We start from the raw sequence: 23,853 nt of genomic DNA on the forward strand, positions 1-23,853 counted from the left end.
GTTCACGGACAGTGCGCGGGGCGGCGGGGGAACGTTCCCGGACAGGGCCCGTCCCGCGCCGCGCGCGGGCGTCGGATGGTCGGCCGTCAGGTGAGCGGCAGCCCCGCGGCGGTCCAGCGCTCGCCCTGCCGTTCCAGCACCAGGGGCAGGCCGAAGCAGCGGGAGAGGTTGGCGGAGGTCATCTCCGTCTCCATCGGTCCGGCCGTGAGGACCTTGCCCTGGCGGATCATCAGGACGTGGGTGAAGCCGGCCGGGATCTCCTCGACGTGGTGCGTCACCATGATCATGGAAGGCGCGTAGGGGTCGCGGGCCAGTCGGCCGAGGCGGCGGACCAGGTCCTCCCGGCCCCCGAGGTCGAGTCCGGCGGCGGGCTCGTCGAGCAGCAGCAGTTCGGGGTCGGTCATCATCGCGCGGGCGATCTGGGTGCGCTTGCGCTCGCCCTCGGAGAGGGTGCCGAACCGGCGGTCGAGGTAGTCGCTCATGCCGAGCCGGTCGAGGAAGGCGCGGGCGCGGTCCTCGTCGACGGCGTCGTAGGACTCCTGCCAGCCGGCGGTCATGCCGTAGGCGGCGGTGAGCACGGTCTGCAGGACGGTCTGGCTGCGCGGCAGCTTCTCGGTGAGCGCGCTGGACGACATGCCGATGCGCGGCCGGAGCTCGAAGACGTCGACCGCGCCGAGGCGTTCACCGAGGACGGTGGCGGTTCCGGTGGTCGGGAAGAGGTAGCTGGAGGCGAGGTTGAGCAGGGTGGTCTTCCCGGCGCCGTTGGGGCCGAGGATGATCCATCGCTCGCCCTCCTTCACCGACCAGGAGACCTCGTCCACCAGAGCGCGACCCTCGCGGACCACGGATACGTCCACCAGCTCCAGTACATCGCTCATGAGCGCGCTGTCTCCCAATGCAATCGCGTTTGCCCGTGCCTGTGGGCACGGTCCCCAGGGAAAACCTACGCCACCCGTCCTCGCCCGTGGCCCCCCGGCTTCTCTCTAAGGTGGTGGGATGCTGGAAGAACCTCGCTCCGGGCGGCTCGCCGCCTGGGGGAACGCACTGTACGCCGGTGCCGTGTCGCCGGACGAGGCGGCCTCGGAAGCGGTGGGCGGCGATGCCGCGCACCGGGTCGTGGGGCTGCCCGGGGAGGCGGGCCCGGTCGGGTTGACGTTGGCGCTGGGGAGGCTGCGGGCGCTCGGCGCGACTGGTCTGACGGTGGCGCTGCCGGCGCCGGGGCACCCGCTCGGGCTGTGCGGCCCGCCGGAGTTCAACACGCGGGCGCTGGAGGCCGGTGAGGCCGTGCTGGCGCCCGACGCGGGGCTCGGGCTGGTGCCCGAGGTGACGGCCGTCGGGCCGGAGGACGACGAGCACGTGGAGGTGGAGTGGGCGTGCCTGCCGGTACGTCAGGCGCCGCCGGCGGACGTGCCGTCGCTCGGGGAGGCGGAGCGGGAGCTGGCGGAGGCGTTGCGGGAAGCCACCGAGGCGCTGGTGCGGTTGGACGTCGCGGGTTCGGGGCCGGTGGCGCGGGCGGCGCTGGAGGCGTACCAGGCCAGGGCCGAGGCGGGGCGGCTGGTGTTGGCGCCGGGCTATCCGCCGCGCGCGGTCCGGGTGCTGGAGCTGGCGCAGCGGGTGTCGGCGCTGCTGGGCATCGCGGCGGCGCCGGAGCACGGCGGCGCGGTGAGCGCGGGGCAGATGGGGGCGCGTGCCGAACTGCTGCGGCCGGTGGAGCGGGTGGCGCGGCGGGCGCAGGTCGCCGCGTACAACGCGTACGCCGAGGAGGTCGCGCGCCGGCGGCGGTCGCCGTAGCGCCCCGGAGCGCCGGACACCCCGCCCGGCGGTGTGCCGGACGGGGTGTCGGGGTGTGCGCGTGGCTCAGCCGTTGACGCAGGTGTTGCCGAACGTCGGGTTCAGAGCACCGACGAGGGTGATGGTGTTGCCGCAGAAGTTGATCGGCACGTGGATCGGCACGCTGATGACGTTGCCGGAGGCGACGCCGGGCGAGTGGGCCGCCGTGGCGCCGGCGAATGCGTCGGCGGAGGCGGTGCCGGCGGTGGCGCCGACGGCCGCGCCGGAGGCGGCGAGCAGGACGACGGCCTTCTTGGCTGCGTTCATGGGTGGTGGTCTTCCTTCTGATGACGGTTCGTGGCTCCGACCGCGGAGCCACATGCCGATCAACGTCGGCGGGGTCCCGCTGACACGGTCCGCGCGGCATCCTTGGGGCGATTACCCCCGTTCGGAGCAGTCGCCGGGGCGCCGCTCCACGGGCGGGTGCGGGGTCGTGGCAGCGGACCGGCCCCGGACGGCGGTGCGGTCCGGGGCCGGAGTGCGGTCGCGGCGCACGGGGCGCCGCGGACGTCACTTGTTGAGGCAGGTGTTGCCGAACGTCGGGTTCAGCAGGCCGACCACGTTGACGGTGTTGCCGCAGATGTTCACCGGGATGCTCACCGGGACCTGAACGACGTTGCCGGAGATGACACCCGGGGAGCCGACGGCCGTGCCGTGGGCGTGCGCCCCGCCGCCGGTCGCGGAGGCGGCACCCGCGGTGGCGGCGACGATTCCACCGGCGACCGCGGTGATGGCGACGGCCTTCTTCAGGTTCTTCACTTTCTCAACCCTCCTAGCGGTTCCGCGGCGGTTCCGCCGCGGCACGCCATGGAGAACGGCCGGGGCGCCGGAAGGTTGCGCGTATCTGAGGGACTATCACACGACAGCATGAATCGTGTGCCGCATTCGGACGGGTGACTTGTGCTCGCGCCCGGTTGATGAGACGGTCCGCCCCGCCCGGGCGCCGCCGGCGCGGCGCCTCCGGCGTGACGCGGGTCTCGGCGGTGGGGCCCGGAGGGGCCGCGGGATGTGAGTCGGGGCACAGGACGCGCGTCACGTACGAAGGCGGTTAGTCGTGTGCGTGCCTCGCGCGCCGCCTCGGAGCGGGGTGCGCCCGCGTCCCGTGCCGGTCTCCACTAACCGCGACAGTACACGCCCCCTTTGCCCGACCTTCCGACGGGTTGCTACCAATGTCCGTCGGCGCAGGGTCCACTGCGTCACCCGACCCGGAAGGCCAGACATCCATGCCCGTCCTCTCCGCACTCCGTCTCCCTCGTCAGCCCCTCGGTCGCCGTGTGGTCGCGGCCGGCGCCGCCACCGTGGGCGCCGCCACGCTCGCCCTGTCGGCCCTCTCCGGGCAGGCGCAGGCGGCACCGGCTCCCGCGCAGGGTCAGCCGTCGGCCGCGCAGGGCGCCGGGGCCCAGTCGGTGAGCGGCCCCCGGCAGGCGGCCCAGGAGATCATCAACGACCAGCAGCAGTACACCTGCTTCGCGAACATCGTCGAGCGGGAGAGCGGCTGGGACCACACCGCGCAGAACCCGAGCAGCGGCGCCTACGGCCTCGTCCAGGCGCTCCCCGGGGACAAGATGGCCTCGGCCGGCTCCGACTGGCAGACCAACCCCGCCACCCAGATCGAGTGGGGCGTGGAGTACATGAAGGAGCGCTACGGCAGCCCGTGCGGCGCCTGGTCCTTCTGGCAGCAGAACCACTGGTACTGACGGGCCCCACAGGCCCTGTAGTCGCCGAGAAGCACTGACGGCGGTGTCCCCGGGCCGGGGCACCGCCGTCAGGCGTGTCTGCGGGAGGCCGCTACTTGCGCATGACCTCCGGCTCGTGGCGCCGCAGGAAGCGGGCGACGACCACACCGCACAGCACGCTCATGGTGAGCAGGACGCCCATGTTGACGAACCACTGGCTCAGCTCGTGGTCCCACAGCGGGTCGGGGTTCTGCGCGTCCCAGGGCAGCAGGACGTTCAGCTGGACGGTGTTGCCCATGCCGGAGACCGCCCACCGGGAGGGCATCAGCCAGGCGAGCTGCTCGATGCCGAGCTTGTCGTGGATCTGGAAGAGCACGCCGGTGAAGACGACCTGGATGATCGCGAACATGACCAGCAGCGGCATCGTCTTCTCGGCGGTCTTGACCAGCGAGGAGATGATGAGGCCGACCATCATCGAGGCCAGGCCGAGGGCGATGACCACCAAGGTCATCTCGATGGCGGGCGTGTTCGAGAAGAGCAGACCCTCCGCGGGCATGTCACGGGGGACGAAGCCGATCGCGCAGATGATCACGCCCTGGATCGCGGTGATCACGCCCAGCACGATCACCTTCGACATCAGGTACGCGGACCTGGACAGACCGGTGGCGCGTTCCCGTTCGTAGATCACCCGTTCCTTGATGAGTTCCCGGACGGAGTTCGCGGCGGCGGAGAAGCACATGCCGACCGCGAGGATGAGCAGGATCGTGCTGGCGTCCCGGTTGGTGAACGTCGGCGGCTTGCCGAAGGCCAGCCCGTGGTCGGAGGGGATGACCACACTGACGACGCCCAGCACCGCGGGCAGGATGAACATCAGGCCGATGAAGCCGCGGTCGGAGGCGATCACCGAGCAGTAGCGGCGCATCAGCGTCCACAGCTGGCTGCCCCAGCTCTGCGGCTTCTGGAGTTTTGCCGGCTGCTGCTGGAAGTTGACCGGCTGCGGGGCCACGGCGTCGATGTCGGCCGCGTACAGGCGGTAGTGCTCCGAGCCGCGCCAGCGGCCCATCCAGTCGTAGTCGCGGTAGTTCTCGAAGGCGGAGAAGACGTCGGCCCAGGTGTCGTAGCCGAAGAAGTTCAGCGCCTCCTCGGGCGGGCCGAAGTAGGCCACGCCGCCGCCGGGCGCCATCACCAGCAGCTTGTCGCAGAGCTGGAGTTCGGCGACGGAATGGGTGACCACGAGGACCGTGCGGCCGTCGTCCGCCAGGCCGCGCAGGAGCTGCATGACGTCGCGGTCCATGCCCGGGTCGAGGCCGGAGGTCGGCTCGTCGAGGAAGATCAGCGAGGGCTTGGTGAGGAGTTCGAGTGCCACCGAGACGCGCTTGCGCTGACCGCCGGAGAGGGAGGTGATGCGCTTGTCCGCGTGGATGTCCAGCTTGAGTTCGGCGAGCACCTCCTCGACGCGCGCGTTGCGCTCGGCCTCGGCGACGTCTCCGGGGAAGCGCAGCTTGGCCGCGTAGCGCAGCGCGGTGCGCACCTTGAGCGCGGTGTGCAGGATGTCGTCCTGCGGGACGAGGCCGATGCGGTGCCGCAGCTCGGCGAAGTGCGTGTACAGGTTCCGGTTGTCGTACAGCACCTCGCCCTGGTTGGCGGGTCGGTACCCGGTCAGCGCCTTGAGCAGGGTGGACTTGCCGGAGCCGGAGGGGCCGATCACCGCGATGACGGACTTCTCCGGCACCCCGAAGGAGACGTCGTCGAGGATCGTCTTGCCGCCGTCGACCTGCACGGTCAGGTGCCGCGCCGCGAAGGAGACCTCACCGGTGTCGACGAACTCCTCGAGCCGGTCCCCCACCAGGCGGAAGGTGGAGTGGCCGATACCGACGATGTCGTTCGGGCCGATCTGCTGGCGGCCGTTCTTCGGCAGCTGCTGACCGTTGACGTAGGTGCCGTTGTGGCTGCCGAGGTCGTGGATCTCGAAGCGGCCGTCGGGCGCCGCCAGGAACTCGGCGTGCAGCCGGGAGACCTGGAGGTCGGAGACGACAAGCTCGTTCTCCAGCGCACGGCCGATGCGCATGACCCGGCCGAGCGCGAGCTGGTGGAAGGTGGTGGGGCTGCGGTCGCCGCCGAGGCCCTGCGGCTGCGGCCGCTGGGCGGCCGGGGCGACGCCCGCCGCGGGCGGCTTCGCGGCGCCGCCGGCCGGGTCGTGCGCCGGCGCGTGCGGGGCCTGCTGCGCCGGCACGTGCGGCGGGGCGGCGGCCTGCTGCGGGGCCTGCTGGTGCGGCTGGTGACCGGCGGGAGCCTGGTGGCCGGCGGGAGCCTGCTGGCCGACCGGCGGCTGCTGGGCGGCGGCCTGCTGCGGCCAGGGGGCCTGCCCCTGCGGCTGCTGCGCCCAGCCGCCCTGGGGTGGGGCGCTCTGGGGCTGACCACCCTGCTGCGGCCAGCCGGCCTGCGGCTGCTGGGCGTGCTGCGGCGGGGCGGCGGCCTGCTGCCACTCCCCCGCCGGCGGCCGGCCGCCCGACGAGGCGCCGCCGCTGAACGTCAGACGCGGCCCGTCACCGGCGTTGCCCAGGTGTACGACGGTCCCCGCCGGCAGGTCCAGGTGCTGCACCCGGTGCCCCTGCGCGAACGTGCCGTTGGTACTGCCCAGGTCCTCCAGCAGCCAGCTGTTGCCGCCCCAGCGCAGGACGGCGTGCCGCCACGAGACGCGGGCGTCCTCTATCACCACATCGCCCTGCGGGTCCCGCCCCAGGGTGTACGACCTGGACGGATCGAGCGTCCAGGTCCGGCCGTTCAGTTCCAGTACGAGTTCCGGCACTCCATGCCCCACAAACTTTTCCCCCGAGCGACCCCGTCCAGCGGGGTCTTGGGATGGCGAACATCGTGGGGAACTATTCCAGGCTTCACCGCCTCACAGGAAGTCGGGCCCGGATCCGGTGACCACACGGTGACCGAAGCGTCGAAGGACACACGCAGTGCGACGGAAGCAACACGGCGGGGCACCGTTTCGCCGCGCGTTCACCTGGCCGTGGAAGGCTCTGACGAGGCGCTTCGGGCCGGGCGGCGACAGCCCCGCACGGGAGTGCGTCACCTGTCCGAGTGACGGACGGACGTACGAACCCCACTCGGGCCGGATACCGTGGGAACCACCATGAGCGCATCGCAGACCTCGTCGCAGCCCTCTCCGCACCCGGCGGTTCCCGCCGGGGAGGACGACCCCACCCTGCTGGTCAAGATCTTCGGCAAGGACCGCCCGGGCCTCACCGCGGGCCTCTTCGACACCCTCGCCGCGTACGGCGTGGACGTCGTCGACATCGAACAGGTGGTGACCCGTGGCCGCATAACGCTGTGCGCCCTCGTGACGCAGCCCGCCGGCGACGGCGCCGAGGGCTCGCTGCGGGCGACCGTGCACAGCTGGGCCGAGTCCGTGAAACTCCAGGCGGAGATCATCTCCGGCCGCGGCGACAACCGGCCGCGTGGTGTCGGCCGCTCCCACGTCACCGTGCTCGGGCACCCGCTGACCGCCGAGTCGACCGCCGCCATCGCGGCGACGATAGCGCGCGGCGGCGGCAACATCGACCGCATCTTCCGCCTGGCCAAGTACCCGGTCACCGCAGTGGAGTTCGAGGTCTCCGGGACGGAGACGGCGGCGCTGCGCACGGCGTTGGCCCCGGAGGCGGCGGCGCTCGGCGTGGACGTGGCGGTGGTCGCCTCCGGGCTGCAGCGCCGCGCCCAGCGGCTGGTCGTGATGGACGTGGACTCCACGCTCATCCAGGACGAGGTCATCGAGCTGTTCGCCGCACACGCCGGCTGCGAGGAGCAGGTGGCCGAGGTCACCGCCGCGGCCATGCGCGGGGAGCTGGACTTCGAGCAGTCCCTGCACGCCCGGGTGCGGCTGCTGGAGGGGCTGGACGAGTCGGTGGTGGAGAAGGTGCGCGGGGAGGTGCGCCTGACGCCCGGCGCCCGCACGCTGGTGCGCACCCTCAAGCGGCTCGGCTACCAGGTGGGCGTGGTCTCGGGCGGGTTCACCCAGGTCACCGACGACCTGCGGGAACGGCTCGGGCTGGACTTCGCCGCCGCCAACACCCTTGAGGTGGTGGACGGCAAGCTGACCGGCCGGGTGACCGGCGAGGTCGTCGACCGGGCCGGGAAGGCCCGGCTGCTGCGCCGCTTCGCCGAGGAGGCGGGTGTGCCGCTCGTCCAGACGGTCGCCATCGGGGACGGCGCCAACGACCTCGACATGCTCAACGCGGCCGGCCTGGGGGTCGCGTTCAACGCCAAGCCGCTGGTGCGGCAGGCCGCGCACACGGCCGTGAACGTGCCGTTCCTGGACACCGTGCTGTACCTGCTCGGCGTCACCCGCGAGGAGGTGGAGGCGGCCGACGTGCAGGAGTGAGGACGTCGGCCGTGACACGTCCGAGGGCGCCGGGAGGATTCTCCCGGCGCCCTCGTCGTCAGCGGAGCGCGTTCACTCGTGCGGCACCCAGAAGCGGGTGAGGCGGGCCGCGCCCGGCTGGACGGCCTTCCACGGGCCGGCGAACTCCAGCACCGCGATGGCGGAGGTGGGGAAGCCGCGGCGCTCCAGCCGGGTACCGGCCTCGTCGTCGGCCTCACCGGCGAGCACCTGGGCGGCGCCCTGGATGCCGGGGTTGTGCCCGATCACCAGGACGTCCGCGCACTCCTCGGAAACCTCGTTGACCACCGCGATGATCTCGCCGGGCGAGGCCTCGTACAGCCGCTCCTCGTAGACCGTCCGAGGCCGCTTGGGGAGCTGCGGTACCGCCAGCTTCCAGGTCTCCCGGGTGCGTGTGGCGGTCGAGCAGAGGGCCAGGTCCGGGACGAGACCGTGGGCGGCGAGCCAGTCGCCGGCCATCGGGGCGTCCTGCCGCCCGCGGTCGGCGAGGGGACGCTCGTGGTCGGGAACCTCGGGCCAGTCTGCTTTGGCATGACGGAGAAGAACGATTCTGCGTGGCACATCGACGCTCATCTCCCCAGCTTCGCACGAAACGAGCCAGTCAGCCCGGGTGTTGACGACGCTCCGGTCACCCGGCGAAGGTCTGCCGCAGCTGCTCGACGAGCTGCCCGACGGCCTGCGTGGCGGCCCACTCACCGCCCGTCGCCTCCCCGGCGCCGCTGCCCACGGCGAGCAGCGCCAGAAGGCCGGCGAACGCGGCGAGCGACGGCAGCAGCGCCCACCAGGGCAGCGCGCGGACGGCCGGAGGGGTGGGGGTGTGGGTTCGGGCACTCATCGTCAACGCCTCCGTCGCCTCGCTGTCCGCGTCAGGCCTGTCGTCCTGGGGACAACGCTAGGTCGCGCGGCGGCGGCCGCCCATCAGGCTTCCCACCCATCCGCCCCTGAACCGGGCCCCCTAGGGGAGGGTGGGGCAGGCCCCACCCTGTCGCGGCGAGGCGGCCCGGAGGCGAGGTCCGCGTCAGGGCGCGAAGATGGTGGCGATCACTCCGATCACCACGGAGATTCCGAGCATGGCGCCGAAGACGAGCAGCAGCTTGCGCTGACCGCCCGAGGGATTGGGTTCGAGCACTGGCATGGGTTCAGTGTCGCACCGCGGCGTCGTCCTCCACACAGCGGTCCCGGCCCGCGACGACACCGACGGCCATCTGCACGACGACCAGGCCGGCCATCATCGTCAGCGGCGCCCGCCAGCCGCCGAACGCGTCGTGGAGCACGCCGACCAGTAGCGGCCCCGGGACGGACAGCAGGTAGCCGGTGCCCTGGACGAAGCCGGAGAGCTTGATGACCCCGGCGTGGGTACGGGCCCGCATGCCGATCATCGTCAGGACCAGGGGGAAGGCGCAGTTGGCGACGCCCAGGAGCAGCGCCCACGCCCACGCGCCGGCCGCCGGCGCGAACAGCAGTCCCAGGTAGCCGGCGAGTCCGCTCAGGCCGAGCACGGCCACCAGCGGCCCCTGGTGGCCGAGGCGGGCGGCGACGCGGGGCAGGACAAAGGAGAGCGGGACGCCCATGCCCATGGTGACCGCCAGCAGCACGCCCGCGGTGGTCGCCGGGACACCGGCGTCGCGGAGGATCTGCGGCAGCCAGCCGAGCACCACGTAGGCGCCGGTCGCCTGGAGGCCGAAGAAGACGCCGAGCGCCCAGGCGGTGCGGGAGCGGGTGATGCGCAGTTCGGCGGCCGGCGTCTCGCCGGTCGGGGCGCCGGGCCCGACGGGTGCCGACTCGACGGAGGCGGACCCGGCGGGCGCGGACGTCCGCGCCCGCTCGGTGGCCCGGTGGCGCAGCAGGACGGCCGTCCAGGGCAGCAGCGCGAGCAGGGCGAGGCCGGCCCACATGCCGAGGCCGAACCGCCAGTCGGCGCCCAGGGCCCGCACGACGGGCACGGTCAGCGCCGCCGCGGCGGCGGTGCCCAGCGCGAGCGCCATGGAGTACAGGCCGGTCATGGTGCCGACGCGGTCGGGGAACCAGCGCTTGACCAGTACCGGCATGAGCACGTTGCCGACCGCTATGCCGCCGAGCGCGAGCGCGCTGGTGGCCAGGAAGGCCGCCGTTCCGCCGGCGAGCGGGCGCAGCAGCAGGCCGAGGGCGAGGACCAGCATGGCGCCGGCGACCACCGCGGTCGGTCCGAAGCGCCTGGCGAGGCGGGGTGCGAGGCCGCCGAAGAGCGCGAAGCACAGGGCGGGCGCGGAGGTGAGCAGGCCGGCGACGGTGCCGCTCATGCCGAGCCCGGCGCGGACCTCCTCCAGCAGCGGGCCGAGCCCGGCGACCGCCGGACGGAGGTTCAGCGCGGTGAGGACAAGACCGGCGGCGACGAGGAGGGCGGTGGTACGACCCGCTCCCGAGCGGCCCGCTTCCGTGCGGTCCGCTCCCTCGCTGGGTCCCCCCGGGCCGGTCGCGGTGGTGTCCGTCGTGCGTTCTGCGAGCCGGTCGTCCTTACCCATGCCGCCCATCATAGAATCATGGGATGAATACACGCCAACGAGTCCCGCTCCCGGTGGGCGGGACACGGAGAGCCGGGGAGTCCGCATGCCGTTGACCTCGCCGCGTCGCACGGCGCTCTCCGCGCAGGTGATCGACGAGCTGCGGCGCCAGATCACCTCCGGCGCCTGGCCGGTCGGCTCCCGCATCCCGACCGAGCCCGAGCTGGTCGAGCAGCTGGGGGTGGCCCGCAACACCGTGCGGGAGGCGGTCCGCGCCCTCGCCCACAACGGGCTGCTGGACATCCGCCAGGGGTCGGGCACCTTCGTGGCCGCCACCAGCGAACTCGCCGGGGTGATGCAGCGCCGCTTCGCGGACGCCGCGACCCGGGACGTCGCGGAGCTGCGGTCCACGCTGGAGGCGGAGGGCGCGCGGCTGGCCGCCCGCCGCCGCACGGCCGAGGACGTCGCACGGCTGGAGGCACTGCTGGAGCGCCGGGAGGCCGCCTGGGGCTCCGGGGACGTGGGCCGCTTCGTGGAGGCGGACGCGACGCTGCACCTGGCGGTCGTCGAGGCCTCGCACAACGAGGTGCTGACCGCCCTCTACGCCGACCTCGGTGCCGTCGTGCGGGACTTCCTGCGCTCGGACGTCGGCGACGAACTGCGTCCCGAGGAGCACCTGGACCACTCGCGGATGCTCACCGCGATCCGGGACCGGGACGAGGTGGCAGCGGCCGCCGAGGCCGCCTCGCACGCCTGGCACTGCCGCGGCACGTCCGGGCCCGGGTGAGCGTGGGCCCGGCCTGGGTTCAAAGGGAGGAAGGGCGAGGGCCCGCCGTACCGGAAGCGGTACGGCGGGCCCTCGCCTTCAGAACGGGTGCCCTGAGAACGGCTGACGGGCTCAGGCGCCCATCATGTGCACGCCGCCGTCGACGTGCACGATCTCGCCGGTCGTCTTCGGGAACCAGTCCGACAGCAGCGCGACGACACCGCGCGCGGCCGGCTCCGGGTCGTTCAGCTCCCAGCCGATGGGCGCGCGGGTGTTCCACACGTCGGCCAGTTCCTCGAAGCCGGGGATCGACTTGGCGGCCATCGACTTGATCGGGCCGGCCGAGATCAGGTTGCAGCGGATGTTCTGCGGGCCGAGGTCCCGGGCCAGGTAGCGGGAGGTGGATTCCAGCGCGGCCTTCGCCACGCCCATCCAGTCGTACTTGGGCCAGGCCACCTGGGCGTCGAAGTCCATGCCGACGACCGAGCCGCCGCGCTGCTGAAGCAGCGGGAGCAGGGCCATGGTCAGCGACTTGAGCGAGTAGGCGGAGACCTCGACCGCGGTGGCGACCGACTCCCACTCGGTGTTGAGGAAGTTGCCGCCGAGGGCGTCCTGCGGCGCGAAGCCGATGGAGTGCACGACGCCGTCCAGGCCGACGCCCTCACCCAGGTGCTCGGAGACCCGGTCGGCGAGCGTGGCCAGGTGCTCCTTGTTCTGCACGTCCAGCTCGATGACCGGCGCCTCCTTGGGGAGCCGCTTGGCGATGCGCTGGACGAGGCTGAGCCGGCCGAAGCCGGTCAGCACGACCTCCGCGCCCTCCTCCTGGGCCAGTCGGGCCACGTGGAAGGCGATCGACGCGTCGGTGAGCACCCCGGTGACGAGGATGCGCTTGCCTGCGAGAAGTCCACTCATGGTGTCAGTGCCCCATGCCCAATCCGCCGTCAACCGGAATGACGGCTCCAGTGATGTAAGCGGCATCGTCCGATACCAGGAATCGCACCGAGGCGGCGACCTCCTCGGGCTGCGCGTAGCGGCCGAGCGGCACCTGGCCGACGATCTTCCCGCGCTGCTCGTCGGTGAGCGCGCGGGTCATGTCGGTGTCGACGAAGCCCGGTGCGAGCACGTTGCAGGTGATGTTGCGGGAGCCCAGTTCACGCGCGACGGATCGGGCGAAGCCCACAAGACCGGCCTTGGAGGCGGCGTAGTTCGCCTGACCCGCCGAGCCGAGCAGGCCGACCACCGAGGAGATCAGCACGATCCGGCCCTTGCGGGCCCGCAGCATGCCCTTGGTCGCCCGCTTGACGACCCGGAAGGTGCCGGTGAGGTTGGTCTCCAGCACCGAGCTGAAGTCCTCCTCGGACATCCGGAGCAGCAACTGGTCGCGGGTGACGCCGGCGTTGGCGACGAGCACCTCGACCGGGCCCTGCTTCTCCTCGATCTCCTTGTACGCCTGCTCCACCTGCTCGGGGTCGGTGATGTCGCACTTCACCGCGAGGAAGCCGGCCGGCGGTTCGCCGGACCGGTAGGTGATCGCCACCTGGTCCCCCGCGTCGGCCAGGGCCCGGGCGATGGCCAGACCGATTCCACGGTTGCCGCCGGTGACAAGTACGGAGCGGCTCAAGAGAGACCACCTTCTCTGCTGTCGGTCTGTGTCTTCACGTCGGTTCGGTCGAACTGTCGGTCCAATACCGCACCCAAGAAACTATCGGTACCGGGCCGCTTCCCGGGACTCGACCACCGACAGGGGGTTCGACGGCCTCCTGTCGGGTCCCTACAGTCGCGGCGCCGGATATCGCGGGCGCCGCCGTGCGCGACAGGGCATGATCGGTTGCCGACCATGGGAGGAAGAGTGTCCCGAGACATTGACCAGACCTTCACGGCGCTACCGCTGCGGGCGCTGGCGGACGCCGCGCTCGCCCGGGCCAGAGCGCTCGGCGCCGAGCACGCCGACTTCCGGTTCGAACGGGTGCGGAACGCGTCCGTTCGGCTGCGTGACGCCCGGCTGACGGGCTCGCACGACGCCACGGAGACCGGTTACGCGGTGCGTGTCGTCCACGACGGGGCCTGGGGGTTCGCCGCCGGTGTCGACATGTCGATGGACGCCGCTGCCCGGGTGGCCGGGCAGGCCGTCGCGATGGCGAAGCTGTCGGCGAAGGTGATCCGCGCGGCAGGCGGCACCGACCGGGTGGAGCTGGCCGACGAGCCGGTGCACGGCGAGCGCACCTGGATCTCGGCGTACGAGGTGAACCCCTTCGACGTGCCGGAGGAGGACCGCGTCGGGCGGCTCGCCGAGTGGAGCTCCCAGCTGCTGGCGGCGGACGGCGTGGACCACGTGGACGCCACGCTGATGGCCGTGCAGGAGAACAAGTTCTACGCGGACACCGCGGGCACGGTGACCACCCAGCAGCGGGTGCGGCTGCATCCGGAGCTGACCGCCGTCGCGGTGGCCGACTCCGGCGCCTTCGACTCCATGCGGACCCTGGCCCCGCCGGCCGGCCGGGGCTGGGAGTACCTGGACGGCACGGGCTGGGACTGGGACGCCGAACTCGCGGAGATCCCGGAGCTGCTGGCGGAGAAACTCGCCGCGCCGAGTGTCACGCCCGGCCGCTACGACCTGGTCGTCGACCCGTCGAACCTGTGGCTGACCATCCACGAGTCCATCGGCCACGCCACCGAGTTGGACCGGGCGCTCGGCTACGAGGCGGCCTACGCGGGCACGTCGTTCGCCACCTTCGACAAGCTCGGCGAGCTGGCCTACGGCTCGAAGCTGATGAACGTGACCGGGGACCGCACCGCCGAGCACGGGCTGGCCACCATCGGGTACGACGACGAGGGCGTGGCCGCGCAGTCCTGGGACCTGGTCCGGGAGGGCACCCTGGTCGGCTTCCAACTGGACCGGCGGATGGCCCGGTTGACCGGGCTCGGCAGGTCCAACGGCTGCGCGTTCGCCGAGTCCGCCGGGCACGTCCCGGTGCAGCGGATGGCCAACGTCTCGCTGAAGCCGGCGACCGGCGGGCCCAGCACCGAGGAGCTGATCTCCGGCGTGGAGCACGGCCTGTACGTCGTCGGCGACCGCTCGTGGTCGATCGACATGCAGCGCTACAACTTCCAGTTCACCGCGCAGCGCTTCTACCGCATCGAGGGCGGGCGGCTGGCCGGGCAGGTCAGGGACGCCGCCTACCAGGCGACCACCACCGACTTCTGGGGCTCGATGGAGGGAGTCGGCGGCGAGGGCACCTACGTGCTCGGCGGCACCTTCCGCTGCGGCAAGGCCCAGCCCGGGCAGGCCGCGTCCGTCTCGCACGGCTGCCCCTCGGCGCTGTTCCGCGGCGTCAACATCCTCAACACCACCCAGGAGGCCGGTCGATGACCCGCACCGCACGGACCACCGCACCGCACGAACTGGTCGAGCGGGCCCTGGAGCTGAGCCGGGCGGACGGCTGCGTGGTCATCGCCGACGAGAGCTCCTCCGCCAACCTGCGCTGGGCCGGGAACACCCTGACCACCAACGGCGTCACCCGGGGCCGGACCGTGACCGTGATCGCCACCGTGGACGGCGTCCAGGGCACCGCCTCGGGCGTCGTGGCGCGCTCGGGTTCCGACGCCACCGACCTGGAGCCGCTGGTGCGGGCGGCCGAGGAGGCGGCCCGCCGGGCCGGTCCCGCCGAGGACGCGCGGGAGCTGGTCTCCGGCGGCCCGCCGTCCGACGACTTCACCGCGCCGCCGGCCGAGACCTCCTCGGCGGTCTTCGAGACGTTCGCGCCCGCGCTGGGCGAGTCGTTCGCCCAGGCCGGCGCGGAGGGGCGGGAGCTGTACGGCTTCGCCCACCACGAGGTGGTCTCCAGCTACCTGGGCACCTCCACCGGCCTGCGGCTGCGGCACGACCAGCCGACCGGCACGGTGGAACTCAACGCCAAGAGCCCCGACCACACCCGCTCGGCCTGGGCCGGTCACGCCACCCGCGACTTCTCCGACGTCGACCCGGCCGCGCTCGACGCCGAGCTGGCCCGGCGGCTGGCCTGGGCGAACCGGCGCGTGGAGCTGCCCGCCGGACGGTACGAGACGCTGCTGCCGCCCACCGCCGTCGCCGACCTCATGATCTACCAGATGTGGTCGGCGAGCGCCCGGGACGCCGCCGAGGGCCGGACCGTCTTCAGCGCGCCCGGTGGCGGCACCCGGATCGGCGAGAAGGTGGCGCGGCTGCCGCTGACGCTGCGAGGCGCGCCGACGGCCGACGGGCTCGGCTGCGCGCCGTTTGTGCTCGCGCACTCCTCCGGCGACGACCTCTCGGTGTTCGACAACGGGCTGCCGCTGGAGGACACCGAGTGGATGTCCGAGGGCACGCTGGCCCGGCTGGTCGGCTCGCGGCACTCCGCCGAGCTGACCGGGCTGCCGGCCGCCCCCATGGTGGACAACCTGATCCTGGACGGCGGCGGTGAGCAGTCGCTGGAGGAGATGGTCGCCGGCACCGAGCGCGGACTGCTGCTGACCTGCCTGTGGTACATCCGGGAGGTCGACCCGGCCACCCTGCTGCTGACCGGTCTGACCCGGGACGGCGTGTACCTGGTGGAGGGCGGCGAGGTGGTCGGCGCGGTGAACAACTTCCGCTTCAACGAGTCCCCGGTCGACCTGCTGGCCCGGGCCGAGGAGGCGGGGCGGACCGAGCGCTGCCTGCCGCGGGAGTGGTCGGACTACTTCACCAGGGCCGCGATGCCCGCGCTGCGGGTGCCGGACTTCAACATGAGCTCCGTCAGCCCCGGGGTGTGAGCCGGCCCCGTAGACTCGGCCTGTCAACCAGCGGTCCGGCCCCCGCCAGCGGCGGGGTGCCGGGCCGCCGGCCGGCTCCCGATCACGTCCCGACGACCCTCCACAGGAACGCCACGATGACACGCCTCGGCGACTCCGTCGCACGCGCCAGTGAGCTGCTGGCGCAGGACCTCTCCTCCGACTCCGCGGTCGAGCGACTGCTGACCGAGACCCGGGCGAGGCGCTATCTCGACCTGACGGACCTGTCACCACGGGAGCAGGCCGAACTGATCGCCTCCCGCGCGGTGGAGGTGTTGCCGGGGCCGGAGAAGCTGGCCGCGCGGATCGAGGAGCGGACGGCCTCGGGCCGGGGCCTGTCGGTGAAACTCGGGGTCGACCCGACCGCGCAGGACATGCACCTCGGCCACGCCGTCCCGGTGATCATCCTGAGCCGGCTCCAGCGGATGGGCCACGACGTCACCCTGCTGATCGGCGACTTCACCGCCAAGATCGGCGACCCGTCAGGGCGCACCGCCGAGCGCCCGCCGCTGACCGACGACGACATCCGGCGCAACCTGGCCGGCTACCGCGACCAGGTGCGGCCGTTCGTCGACTTCGACCGGATCAGCTTCCGGGAGAACAGCGAGTGGCTGGCGCCCTACACCTTCCCCGAGCTGCTGACGCTCATGGCCCAGGTGCCGGTCTCCCAGCTGCTGCAGCGCGAGGACTTCCGCAACCGGCTCGCGGCGGGCTCCGGGCTGACGATGTCCGAGCTGCTCTACCCGATCGCGCAGGCGCTGGACTCGGTCGCGCTGGAGTGCGACGTCGAGCTCGGCGGCGCCGACCAGCTGCTCAACCTCCAGATGGGCAGGCGGCTGATGGAGCTGCGCGGGCAGCGGCCGCAGCTGGTGGTCACCATGCCGCTGATCGAGGGCACGGACGGCACCGGCGCGAAGATGTCCAAGTCCAAGGGCAACTACGTGGGTCTTGCCGCCACGGCGGAGGACGTCTTCGGCAAGATCATGTCGGTGCCGGACCGGCTGATCGAGCCCTACCTGAAGGCATGGACCGAGTGGAGCGACCGCGAGGTCGGTCTGGCGCTCGCCCGGGTCTCCGACGGCTCGCTGCACCCGATGGACCTCAAGAAGGTGCTCGCGGGTGAGGTCGTCGCTGCCATGTACGACGTGCCCACGGCCATGAAGGCCAGGGCCGGCTTCACCGCGCAGTTCTCGAAGAAGTCCTTCGCCGACGTCGACACGCTGCCGACGCTGGACGCCGCCGAGCTGGGCGGCGAGGGCATCGCGGCGCTGCTGGCCCGGGAGCTGGAGTTCGTGCCGAGCGCGTCGGCGGCACGCCGGCTCGCCAAGCAGAACGCCCTGCGTCTGGTCGTCGAGGCGGCGGACGGCCAGCACACGATCGTGCTGGCGGAGAGCGAGGCGCTGCGCCCGCTCGCCGAGGTCGTACGCGAGAAGCTCGCCGAGGCGGGCGCCGGCGGCACGGTCTACCTCAAGGCCGGACGGAAGATCGCCGAGGTCCGCGGGCTGTAGCGCGCGGAGCTCCCACGACAGGGCGGGGCCCGGTCGGCACGTGCGCGTGTGCCGGCCGGGCCCCGTCGTTCCGTGCACCGCCACCGTTCCGTGCACCGGGGGGCGGGTCAGGGTTGTCTGCCGCGCATCGACGCGTACAGCGGGGTCCCGAGGCCGACGATCAGGATGGCACCGAGCAGCTGCAGCAGATGCCGGATCCAGTCGATGCCTCCCGTGTCGTCGACGCCGATCCAGGTCGCGACCGCGTTGCCGAGCAGCGAACCCAACATACCGAAGATGATCGTCAACCAGATCGGGATGTTCTGTCTGCCGGGCAGGATGGCCCGGGCGAGCACGCCCAGCACCAGACCGACGATGATGGCCCACAACCAGCTCATTTCGCCTCCTTGTCGTGCGCCAGGTGCGCATACCCCACGCTGCGGCGGTTCATGACCTGTCGCAGCGGTTGGTGCTCCGTTCGGGTGAGTCGAGGTATGTGCGGTCGTTTTCCGGCCCGGTGTCCGTTCGGCGGGGGTCGGAGCGTAACGTGGGACCCATCCGGTGGTCCGGTGGCGCACGGGGCACGCCGACCGCGCGACCGGGGTGGTTTCGGGTTGTGAGGTGTGATGCGGCTACGGCACGGGAAGCGCGACAGCGAGGTCTTCCGGATCACCGGCGCGAGGCCGGGTCTGGCGGAGGACGTACGGCGCCGTGAGCGGCGCTACGTGATCTCCATGCTCGTCCGCACCGTCGCGGTGATCCTGACGGTCTTCCTCTGGAACGTGCAGCGGCCGCTGGCCGTGGTCACCCTGGTGCTGGGCCTGACGCTGCCCTACATCGCCGTGGTCATCGCCAACGCCGGGCGCGAGAACTCCCCCGCGATCCCCTCCTCCCTGCTGCGCTCGGCCCCGCGTGAGGCGATCGGCCCAAGCAGCGGGTCGGCGGCGGACGACCGGCAGGCAGGCGGACGACCGGCGGACGACCGGCACGCGGACCACGGACGGCCGGACGACAGGCACCCGGACGACCGGCAGGCGGGCGACGGGCACCCGGACGACCGGCAGGCGGGCGACGGGCACCCGGACGACCGGCAGGCGGGCGACGGGACGCGGGACGACGGGCCCTCGGCCGGGCGGTAGCAACCACTCCGCGCCGTCGCCGAGTTGATCCCCCGTCACACCACACCACCGGGCCGCCGTCTCGGGAAAATACCTGCCGCCAATCGCGGCGATCCAGTGCACCTTCGGGGGGCCGCCGTGCCATACTTCCTACGCGCTCCGTATCCCCCGTCGGAGCGACTGACCGACGCCGGGCAGCTCCCCCCGTGGCTGCCCGGCGTCGTTGTGCGCGCGCGGCGTGCTTGGATGGGACGGTGACGACCGAGGACGCGCCGATCTGTTCCGCCAAGGGCTGCCGGGCGCCCGCCGTGTGGGTGCTGGCCTGGAACAACCCGAAACTGCACACCCCCGAGCGCCGCAAGACGTGGCTGGCGTGCGAGGAGCACCGCGAGCACCTGTCGCAGTTCCTGGGGATCCGTGGCTTCCTGAAGGACGTCGTGGCGCTGCGGGAGTGGGACGACTCAGCCGCCGATGGCTGACATGGGCCGGTCGGGCTGGACGAACGAGGGGTCGTCGATGCCGGCGCCGGCCTTCTTGCCCCACATCGCCGTCCGCCACAGGGCGGCGATGTGCTCGTCGGTGGCTCCGGAGCGCAGCGCGCCGCGGAGGTCGGACTCCTCGGTGGCGAACAGGCAGGTGCGGACCTGGCCGTCGGCGGTGAGCCGGGTGCGGTCGCAGGCGCGGCAGAACGGCCTGGTCACCGAGGCGATGACACCCACCCGGTGCGGCCCGCCGTCGACCAGCCAGCGCTCGGCGGGGGCCGAGCCACGGGCCTGCTCGCCCTCCTCGGCGAGGGTGAAGCGGGTGCGCAGCGAGGTCAGGATGTCACCGGCGGTTATCATGCCGTCGCGCTGCCAGCCGTGCTGGGCGTCCAGCGGCATCTGCTCGATGAACCGCAGCTCGTACTCGTTCTCCATGGCCCAGGCGAGCAGGTCCGGCGCCTCCGCGTCGTTCATGCCGGGCATCAGGACGGCGTTGATCTTCACCGGGCGCAGGCCGGCCTCGCGGGCGGCAGCGAGGCCACGGAGCACGTCGGCGTGGCGCTTGCGGCGGGTGAGCCGCTGGAACACCTCGGGGTCGAGGGTGTCGAGTGAGACGTTGACCCGGTCGAGGCCGGCCTCCCGGAGGGCTTCCGCCGTGCGTTCGAGGCCGATGCCGTTGGTGGTCAGCGAGAGCTTCGGCCTCGGTTCGAGGGCCGCGCAGGCGGCCACGATGCCCACCAGCCCGGGGCGCAGCAGCGGCTCACCGCCGGTGAACCGGACCTCGGTCACGCCCAGTTCGCGCACCGAGATATCCACCAGCCGGACGATCTCCTCGTCGGTGAGGAGATCGGGCTTGGCGAGCCACTGGAGGCCCTCCTCGGGCATGCAGTAGGTGCAGCGCAGGTTGCAGCGGTCGGTCAGCGACACCCGCAGATCGGTGGCCGTCCGGCCGTAGGAGTCGAGCAGCATGGCGCGGCACACCTCTCCGACGTAGGGCCTCTTACTCCGCAGCGTACGCGACCGCACCCACATTCAACAGACAGTTGAAGTCATCACGCGGTCACTCAGCGTCTCCTTTTGATCTCGATCCACCCGAAATCTTGTTTGGGCGTCGTCCTCACCGATACGTTCCAGCGGGCCGCCCGCGAACGACCAACTCCGTTATTCGGACGGGCGGTTGATGACCAGTGTGTGCACCCAAGAGGAGTTCTACATGGCTTTGAGACCCCTGTCCGGAAAACGGCGAAGCGTCGTGTTCTCCGCCGGTCTCGCCCTGACCGTCTCGCTCGGACTGCTGCCCGGGGCCAGCGCCGCCGCCAAGGACCAGCCGGCCGTCGCCGACGGTCCGAAGCTGTCGTACGTGGTCAACACGGCCCCCGACAGGAAGTCCGTCCGCCGGGCCGAGGACGCCGTCCGCCGCGCCGGCGGCACGGTGGTCACCTCCTACCGCGAGATCGGCGTTGTCATCGCCCACTCGCGCAACTCCGGCTTCGGTGACCGGATGCGCGCGACCCCGGGGGTCGACTCGGCCGGCGCCACCCGTACCGCGCCGATCGAGACCGCCACCACCACCGACGTCGGGAAGCCCGAGTACGTCGACGTCAAGAAGCTGGCCAAGGCGAAGTCGAGCCTGGGCGCCCGCGGCGACCAGCTCAACGAGGAGCCGCTGGAGTCCCTCCAGTGGGCCCTGCCGCAGATCAACGCCGACAAGGCGCACGCGATCAGCCAGGGCAGCCGGGACGTCACCGTCGCCGTCATCGACACCGGCGTGGACGACACCCACCCGGACCTGGCGCCGAACTTCTCCGCCAAGCAGTCGGCGAACTGCGTCGGCGGCGTCGCCGACACCTCGCGCGGCGCCTGGCGCCCCTACCCGGACGGCAGCTACCACGGCACCCACGTCGCGGGCATCGTGGCCGCCGCCCGCAACGGCGTGGGCATCGCCGGCGCGGCCCCCGGCGTGCAGGTCTCCTCGATCAAGGTGAGCGAGCCGGGCGAGGGCTTCTTCTACACCGAGGCTGTTGTCTGCGCCTTCATGTTCGCCAGCAAGAAGGGCGTGGAGATCACCAACAACAGCTACTACATCGACCCGTGGCTGTTCACCTGCACCAACGACCCGGACCAGAAGGCACTCGTCGACTCCGTCAGCCGCGCCATCAACTACAGCCGGGGCAAGGGCACCGCGCACGTGACCTCCGCCGGCAACTCCTACACGGACCTGGCCGCCAGCGAGGTCACCGACCGCACCAGCCCCAACGACTCCACCCCGGTCGAGCGGAAGATCAACCCGCGGATCTGCCCGGACATGCCGACCCAGCTGCCCGGCGTCATCTCGGTCTCCGCGACGGGCTCGCACAAGCTGAAGTCGTACTACAGCAACTACGGCACCGGCCAGATCGACGTGGCCGCGCCGGGCGGTGACGCCCGCTACCAGCTGCCGCCGGCGCCGGGCAAGCACGGCGGCGTGCTGTCCACCATGCCGGACGGCGAGTACGCCTTCCTCCAGGGCACCTCGATGGCCGGCCCGTACGTCGCCGGCGTCGCCGCGCTCATCAAGAGCAAGGACCCGAAGGTCAGCCCGCAGGAGCTGGCCTGGCGGCTGAAGGCCCAGGCGATGAGCACTCCGTGCCCGGACGAGCCGTACGACCCGAGCGGCACCGGCCAGTTCGCCGCGCAGTGCACCGGAACCGAGCACGTGAACAACTTCTACGGCTACGGCATCGTCGACGCCCTGGCGGCGGTCCGGCGCTGACAACCGGCCCGACCTTGACGACCGGGCCGACGGCACACCCCCCGCCGTCGACCGTTCCGAGGTGACACACGAGGGCGCCGGACGACAACCGTCCGGCGCCCTCCGCCGTTCCGTGCGTGGACCGTCCGCCGCCGGCGCTACGGCGCGCCGGCGGCGGGAACGTCCCGCCGGAGACCCTCCCGCTCGGCGCCGTCCTCCCCCGGGCCGTTCTCCCCCGGGCCTTCCTCCCCACGGCCGTTCTCCGCGGTGGCGGCCGTTCCGTCCTTCGGCTGCCAGCCGGGACCGCGCAGCACCCGGCCGAAGCGCTCCGGCCAGTCCTTGGCCGCCCGCAGGTCCCGGCCGATCGCCACGTACTCATGGGTGGCGACGCGCAGCGGGTTGTAGGTGTGGATGTTCTTCGTCAGCCCGTAGACGGGCCGTTCGGTCTCCGGCGTGAACGTGCCGAACATCCGGTCCCAGACGATCAGGATGCCGCCGAAGTTGCGGTCCAGGTAGCCGCCCTGGGAGGCGTGGTGGACCCGGTGGTGCGAGGCGGTGTTGAAGACGTACTCGATCGGCGCGGGCAGCTTGCCGACGCGCTCGGTGTGGATCCAGAACTGGTAGACGAGGTTGACCGAGGAGCAGAACGCGAGCGCGGCGGGGTGTACGCCGAGCGCGATCATCGGCAGGTAGAACGGCCAGACCGTCCACGTCGTCCACGGCTGGCGCAGCGCGGTGGTGAAGTTGAACTTCTCGCTCGAGTGGTGCACCACGTGGCAGGCCCACAGGACCCGGACGACGTGGTGCCCGCGGTGCGACCAGTAGTAGAAGAAGTCCTGGACGAGCAGCATCAGCGGGATCGTCCACCACACCACCGGCACCTCAAGAGGCGTCAGTTCGTAGACCGCCACGTAGACGGCGACGATGGGGATCTTCCACAGCGCGTCGAAGACGAGGCTGCCGAGACCCATCGTGAGGCTGGTGGCCGCGTCCTTGGCCTCGTACCCGGCGGCCTCCTCGTCCCGGTGGATCCGGTGGCTGACCATCTCCAGGACGGTCAGCACGAGAAAGGCGGGTATGGACCACAACACGACGTCGGGAAGCGCAGTCGGCATAACCGCACGGTAGAAGCAGTTCCGCCCGGGGACCAGAGGGAGTTACCGACAAGTATGCGAGAAGCCGCGTCAGCAGCGCCGACTCGCCGCCTTGCGTGCGACAACCGCACAAAGAAGGCTTCCGCACTCCTTTGGCAGGTTTTGCCCGATTCAGGCACTACTCGTCCCGCGCATCGGCCTCCTGACGGCCCGTCGGAACCCCTCCCGTTCGGAGCGCGGCGGCACACCGCCGGTTCGGATCCTGTCAGTGACGGCCCGTATCCTCTGTGACCATGCTCGAAGACCAGACGGCCGCCGCCCCGCACATCCCCGCGCAGCAGCACGCCGCCGACCGGTCCTGGCCGTCCGAGTACCCGGACGGATACGCCGTCGTGGACGTCGAGACGACGGGCCTGGCGCGGGACGACCGCATAGTCTCCGCGGCCGTCTACCAACTCGACCGCCACGGCGAGGTCCAGGACCACTGGTACAGCCCGGTCAACCCGCAGCGCGACCCGGGTCCGGTGTGGATCCACGGCCTCACCGCCGACGTGCTCGCCGACGCGCCACTGTTCACCGACATCGCCGACGAGTTCGCGCGGCGACTGGCCGACCGGGTCCTGGTCGCCCACAACGCCGTCTTCGACTGGACGATGATCTCCCGCGAGTACGCCAGGGCGCGCGGCGCCGCCCCGGTACGGCAGCGGCTGTGCACCATCGCGCTCGCCAAGGAGCTGGCGCTGCCGCTGCCCAACCACAAGCTGGAGTCGCTGGCCGCGCACTACGGCGTCCAACAGCGGCAGGCGCACCACGCGCTGGATGACGCCCGGGTGCTCGCCGAGGCGTTCCGGCCCAGTCTCCGGCTGGCCGCCAGTTCCGGGCTGCGGCTGCCGCTGCTGGCCTGCCAGCCGCTCACCGAGTGGTCGGACCGCCCCGCCCCGGCCGGCCGGCGGACCGGCGGGTACGCCCCCCGGAGCTGGCGCCCGGCCAGGCCGCGCC

23 protein-coding genes and 1 pseudogene are annotated in these 23,853 nt (G+C 72.1%); 11 read left to right on the plus strand and 13 right to left on the minus strand.

All coding sequences use genetic code 11. The features are described 5' to 3' along the window. Positions 1-86: 86 nt before the first annotated feature. Positions 87-878 carry an ABC transporter ATP-binding protein gene (locus GL263_RS03095; protein ID WP_182853986.1) on the minus strand — a complete coding sequence of 264 codons (792 nt, stop codon included), beginning with the start codon at positions 876-878 and terminating at the stop codon, positions 87-89. A 118-nt stretch (positions 879-996) separates the two neighbouring features. Between GL263_RS03095 and GL263_RS03100 the strand changes: the two genes are divergently transcribed. Beyond that, positions 997-1,791 (plus strand): Rv1486c family protein, encoded by a 795-nt coding sequence (locus GL263_RS03100; protein WP_182853987.1) that lies wholly within the window; start codon positions 997-999, stop codon positions 1,789-1,791. 66 nt (positions 1,792-1,857) lie between these two features. On the opposite strand, the gene GL263_RS03105 is transcribed toward GL263_RS03100, so the two are convergent. Beyond that, positions 1,858-2,097 (minus strand): chaplin, encoded by a 240-nt coding sequence (locus tag GL263_RS03105; protein WP_182853988.1) that lies wholly within the window; start codon positions 2,095-2,097, stop codon positions 1,858-1,860. A gap of 243 nt (positions 2,098-2,340) precedes the next feature. Then, complete coding sequence (locus GL263_RS03110; protein ID WP_182853989.1) at positions 2,341-2,589, minus strand: chaplin; 249 nt, start codon at positions 2,587-2,589, stop codon at positions 2,341-2,343. A 464-nt stretch (positions 2,590-3,053) separates the two neighbouring features. Between GL263_RS03110 and GL263_RS03115 the strand changes: the two genes are divergently transcribed. Next, positions 3,054-3,527, plus strand: a complete 474-nt coding sequence (locus GL263_RS03115) for an aggregation-promoting factor C-terminal-like domain-containing protein (RefSeq protein ID WP_228456061.1) — start codon at positions 3,054-3,056, stop codon at positions 3,525-3,527. A gap of 91 nt (positions 3,528-3,618) precedes the next feature. Here GL263_RS03115 and GL263_RS03120 read toward each other — a convergent pair whose 3' ends face one another. Then, positions 3,619-6,315 (minus strand): FHA domain-containing protein, encoded by a 2,697-nt coding sequence (locus GL263_RS03120; protein WP_182853990.1) that lies wholly within the window; start codon positions 6,313-6,315, stop codon positions 3,619-3,621. Positions 6,316-6,648: 333 nt separating this feature from the next. On the opposite strand from GL263_RS03120, the gene serB reads away from it, so the two are divergent. Further along, a complete protein-coding gene (serB, locus tag GL263_RS03125) occupies positions 6,649-7,893 on the plus strand; it encodes a phosphoserine phosphatase SerB (protein ID WP_182853991.1) in 1,245 nt (414 codons plus the stop codon). A 72-nt stretch (positions 7,894-7,965) separates the two neighbouring features. Here serB and GL263_RS03130 read toward each other — a convergent pair whose 3' ends face one another. From GL263_RS03130 to GL263_RS03140, 4 genes are all read right to left on the minus strand, one after another. Continuing rightward, positions 7,966-8,484: a SixA phosphatase family protein gene (locus GL263_RS03130; protein WP_182853992.1), complete on the minus strand. Its 519-nt coding sequence runs from the start codon at positions 8,482-8,484 to the stop codon at positions 7,966-7,968. 55 nt (positions 8,485-8,539) lie between these two features. Beyond that, complete coding sequence (locus GL263_RS03135; protein WP_182853993.1) at positions 8,540-8,746, minus strand: hypothetical protein; 207 nt, start codon at positions 8,744-8,746, stop codon at positions 8,540-8,542. Between the two features lie 183 nt (positions 8,747-8,929). Then, a complete protein-coding gene (locus tag GL263_RS28765; RefSeq protein WP_267132744.1) occupies positions 8,930-9,046 on the minus strand; it encodes an SGM_5486 family transporter-associated protein in 117 nt (38 codons plus the stop codon). A 4-nt stretch (positions 9,047-9,050) separates the two neighbouring features. Beyond that, complete coding sequence (locus GL263_RS03140) at positions 9,051-10,412, minus strand: MFS transporter (RefSeq protein ID WP_182853994.1); 1,362 nt, start codon at positions 10,410-10,412, stop codon at positions 9,051-9,053. 85 nt (positions 10,413-10,497) lie between these two features. On the opposite strand from GL263_RS03140, the gene GL263_RS03145 reads away from it, so the two are divergent. After that, positions 10,498-11,178 carry a FadR/GntR family transcriptional regulator gene (locus GL263_RS03145; protein ID WP_182853995.1) on the plus strand — a complete coding sequence of 227 codons (681 nt, stop codon included), beginning with the start codon at positions 10,498-10,500 and terminating at the stop codon, positions 11,176-11,178. A gap of 111 nt (positions 11,179-11,289) precedes the next feature. On the opposite strand, the gene fabI is transcribed toward GL263_RS03145, so the two are convergent. After that, positions 11,290-12,069 (minus strand): enoyl-ACP reductase FabI, encoded by a 780-nt coding sequence (gene fabI, locus GL263_RS03150; protein WP_182853996.1) that lies wholly within the window; start codon positions 12,067-12,069, stop codon positions 11,290-11,292. 4 nt (positions 12,070-12,073) lie between these two features. After that, complete coding sequence (gene fabG, locus GL263_RS03155) at positions 12,074-12,778, minus strand: 3-oxoacyl-[acyl-carrier-protein] reductase (RefSeq protein ID WP_182853997.1); 705 nt, start codon at positions 12,776-12,778, stop codon at positions 12,074-12,076. A gap of 216 nt (positions 12,779-12,994) precedes the next feature. Between fabG and GL263_RS03160 the strand changes: the two genes are divergently transcribed. The 3 genes from GL263_RS03160 (at position 12,995) to tyrS (ending at position 17,450) form a co-directional block, all read left to right on the plus strand. After that, on the plus strand, positions 12,995-14,527 hold the full coding sequence (locus tag GL263_RS03160; RefSeq protein WP_194377076.1) for a TldD/PmbA family protein: 1,533 nt from the start codon (positions 12,995-12,997) through the stop codon (positions 14,525-14,527). After that, positions 14,524-15,924: a metallopeptidase TldD-related protein gene (locus GL263_RS03165; RefSeq protein ID WP_182853999.1), complete on the plus strand. Its 1,401-nt coding sequence runs from the start codon at positions 14,524-14,526 to the stop codon at positions 15,922-15,924. Before GL263_RS03160 ends, GL263_RS03165 begins: the two co-directional genes overlap by 4 nt. Before the next feature lie 116 nt (positions 15,925-16,040). Continuing rightward, positions 16,041-17,450: a tyrosine--tRNA ligase gene (tyrS, locus tag GL263_RS03170; protein WP_182854000.1), complete on the plus strand. Its 1,410-nt coding sequence runs from the start codon at positions 16,041-16,043 to the stop codon at positions 17,448-17,450. Positions 17,451-17,557: 107 nt separating this feature from the next. Here tyrS and GL263_RS03175 read toward each other — a convergent pair whose 3' ends face one another. Then, positions 17,558-17,827, minus strand: coding sequence for a GlsB/YeaQ/YmgE family stress response membrane protein (locus GL263_RS03175; protein ID WP_182854001.1), 270 nt, complete (start codon positions 17,825-17,827; stop codon positions 17,558-17,560). A 228-nt stretch (positions 17,828-18,055) separates the two neighbouring features. Here GL263_RS03175 and GL263_RS03180 point away from each other — a divergent pair. Further along, a pseudogene (locus GL263_RS03180) lies at positions 18,056-18,320 on the plus strand (DUF3099 domain-containing protein); the annotation flags it as partial. Positions 18,321-18,801: 481 nt separating this feature from the next. Next, the gene (locus tag GL263_RS03185) at positions 18,802-19,026 is read left to right on the plus strand and encodes a hypothetical protein (RefSeq protein WP_182854002.1); all 225 of its coding nucleotides are present in this window, start codon (positions 18,802-18,804) and stop codon (positions 19,024-19,026) included. On the opposite strand, the gene moaA is transcribed toward GL263_RS03185, so the two are convergent. Next, positions 19,009-19,998 carry a GTP 3',8-cyclase MoaA gene (gene moaA, locus GL263_RS03190; RefSeq protein ID WP_182854003.1) on the minus strand — a complete coding sequence of 330 codons (990 nt, stop codon included), beginning with the start codon at positions 19,996-19,998 and terminating at the stop codon, positions 19,009-19,011. The genes GL263_RS03185 and moaA overlap by 18 nt on opposite strands. A gap of 244 nt (positions 19,999-20,242) precedes the next feature. Between moaA and GL263_RS03195 the strand changes: the two genes are divergently transcribed. Continuing rightward, entirely contained in the window at positions 20,243-21,781 is a 1,539-nt protein-coding gene (locus GL263_RS03195) for a S8 family serine peptidase (protein ID WP_182854004.1), read from the plus strand. 137 nt (positions 21,782-21,918) lie between these two features. On the opposite strand, the gene GL263_RS03200 is transcribed toward GL263_RS03195, so the two are convergent. Beyond that, a complete protein-coding gene (locus tag GL263_RS03200) occupies positions 21,919-22,875 on the minus strand; it encodes a sterol desaturase family protein (protein WP_182854005.1) in 957 nt (318 codons plus the stop codon). Between the two features lie 272 nt (positions 22,876-23,147). Here GL263_RS03200 and GL263_RS03205 point away from each other — a divergent pair. Continuing rightward, positions 23,148-23,853: exonuclease domain-containing protein (locus GL263_RS03205; protein ID WP_182854006.1), on the plus strand; the 706-nt coding region annotated here is incomplete at its 3' end.

The sequence above is a fragment of the Streptomyces durbertensis genome (assembly GCF_014156695.1).
Lineage (GTDB): Bacteria > Actinomycetota > Actinomycetes > Streptomycetales > Streptomycetaceae > Streptomyces > Streptomyces durbertensis.

Excerpts from the sequence above, each read along its gene's own strand:
- GL263_RS03140 (WP_182853994.1), bottom strand. The coding sequence starts at position 10,412 with ATGGGTAAGGACGACCGGCTCGCAGAACGCACGACGGACACCACCGCG.
- GL263_RS03200 (WP_182854005.1), bottom strand. The coding sequence starts at position 22,875 with ATGCCGACTGCGCTTCCCGACGTCGTGTTGTGGTCCATACCCGCCTTT.
- GL263_RS03160 (WP_194377076.1), top strand. The coding sequence starts at position 12,995 with ATGGGAGGAAGAGTGTCCCGAGACATTGACCAGACCTTCACGGCGCTA.
- GL263_RS03105 (WP_182853988.1), bottom strand. The coding sequence starts at position 2,097 with ATGAACGCAGCCAAGAAGGCCGTCGTCCTGCTCGCCGCCTCCGGCGCG.
- GL263_RS03130 (WP_182853992.1), bottom strand. The coding sequence starts at position 8,484 with ATGAGCGTCGATGTGCCACGCAGAATCGTTCTTCTCCGTCATGCCAAA.
- GL263_RS03135 (WP_182853993.1), bottom strand. The coding sequence starts at position 8,746 with ATGAGTGCCCGAACCCACACCCCCACCCCTCCGGCCGTCCGCGCGCTG.
- tyrS (WP_182854000.1), top strand. The coding sequence starts at position 16,041 with ATGACACGCCTCGGCGACTCCGTCGCACGCGCCAGTGAGCTGCTGGCG.
- GL263_RS03195 (WP_182854004.1), top strand. The coding sequence starts at position 20,243 with ATGGCTTTGAGACCCCTGTCCGGAAAACGGCGAAGCGTCGTGTTCTCC.
- GL263_RS03100 (WP_182853987.1), top strand. The coding sequence starts at position 997 with ATGCTGGAAGAACCTCGCTCCGGGCGGCTCGCCGCCTGGGGGAACGCA.
- fabI (WP_182853996.1), bottom strand. The coding sequence starts at position 12,069 with ATGAGTGGACTTCTCGCAGGCAAGCGCATCCTCGTCACCGGGGTGCTC.
- GL263_RS03145 (WP_182853995.1), top strand. The coding sequence starts at position 10,498 with ATGCCGTTGACCTCGCCGCGTCGCACGGCGCTCTCCGCGCAGGTGATC.
- GL263_RS28765 (WP_267132744.1), bottom strand. The coding sequence starts at position 9,046 with ATGCCAGTGCTCGAACCCAATCCCTCGGGCGGTCAGCGCAAGCTGCTG.
- GL263_RS03115 (WP_228456061.1), top strand. The coding sequence starts at position 3,054 with ATGCCCGTCCTCTCCGCACTCCGTCTCCCTCGTCAGCCCCTCGGTCGC.
- GL263_RS03175 (WP_182854001.1), bottom strand. The coding sequence starts at position 17,827 with ATGAGCTGGTTGTGGGCCATCATCGTCGGTCTGGTGCTGGGCGTGCTC.
- GL263_RS03165 (WP_182853999.1), top strand. The coding sequence starts at position 14,524 with ATGACCCGCACCGCACGGACCACCGCACCGCACGAACTGGTCGAGCGG.
- moaA (WP_182854003.1), bottom strand. The coding sequence starts at position 19,998 with ATGCTGCTCGACTCCTACGGCCGGACGGCCACCGATCTGCGGGTGTCG.
- GL263_RS03095 (WP_182853986.1), bottom strand. The coding sequence starts at position 878 with ATGAGCGATGTACTGGAGCTGGTGGACGTATCCGTGGTCCGCGAGGGT.
- serB (WP_182853991.1), top strand. The coding sequence starts at position 6,649 with ATGAGCGCATCGCAGACCTCGTCGCAGCCCTCTCCGCACCCGGCGGTT.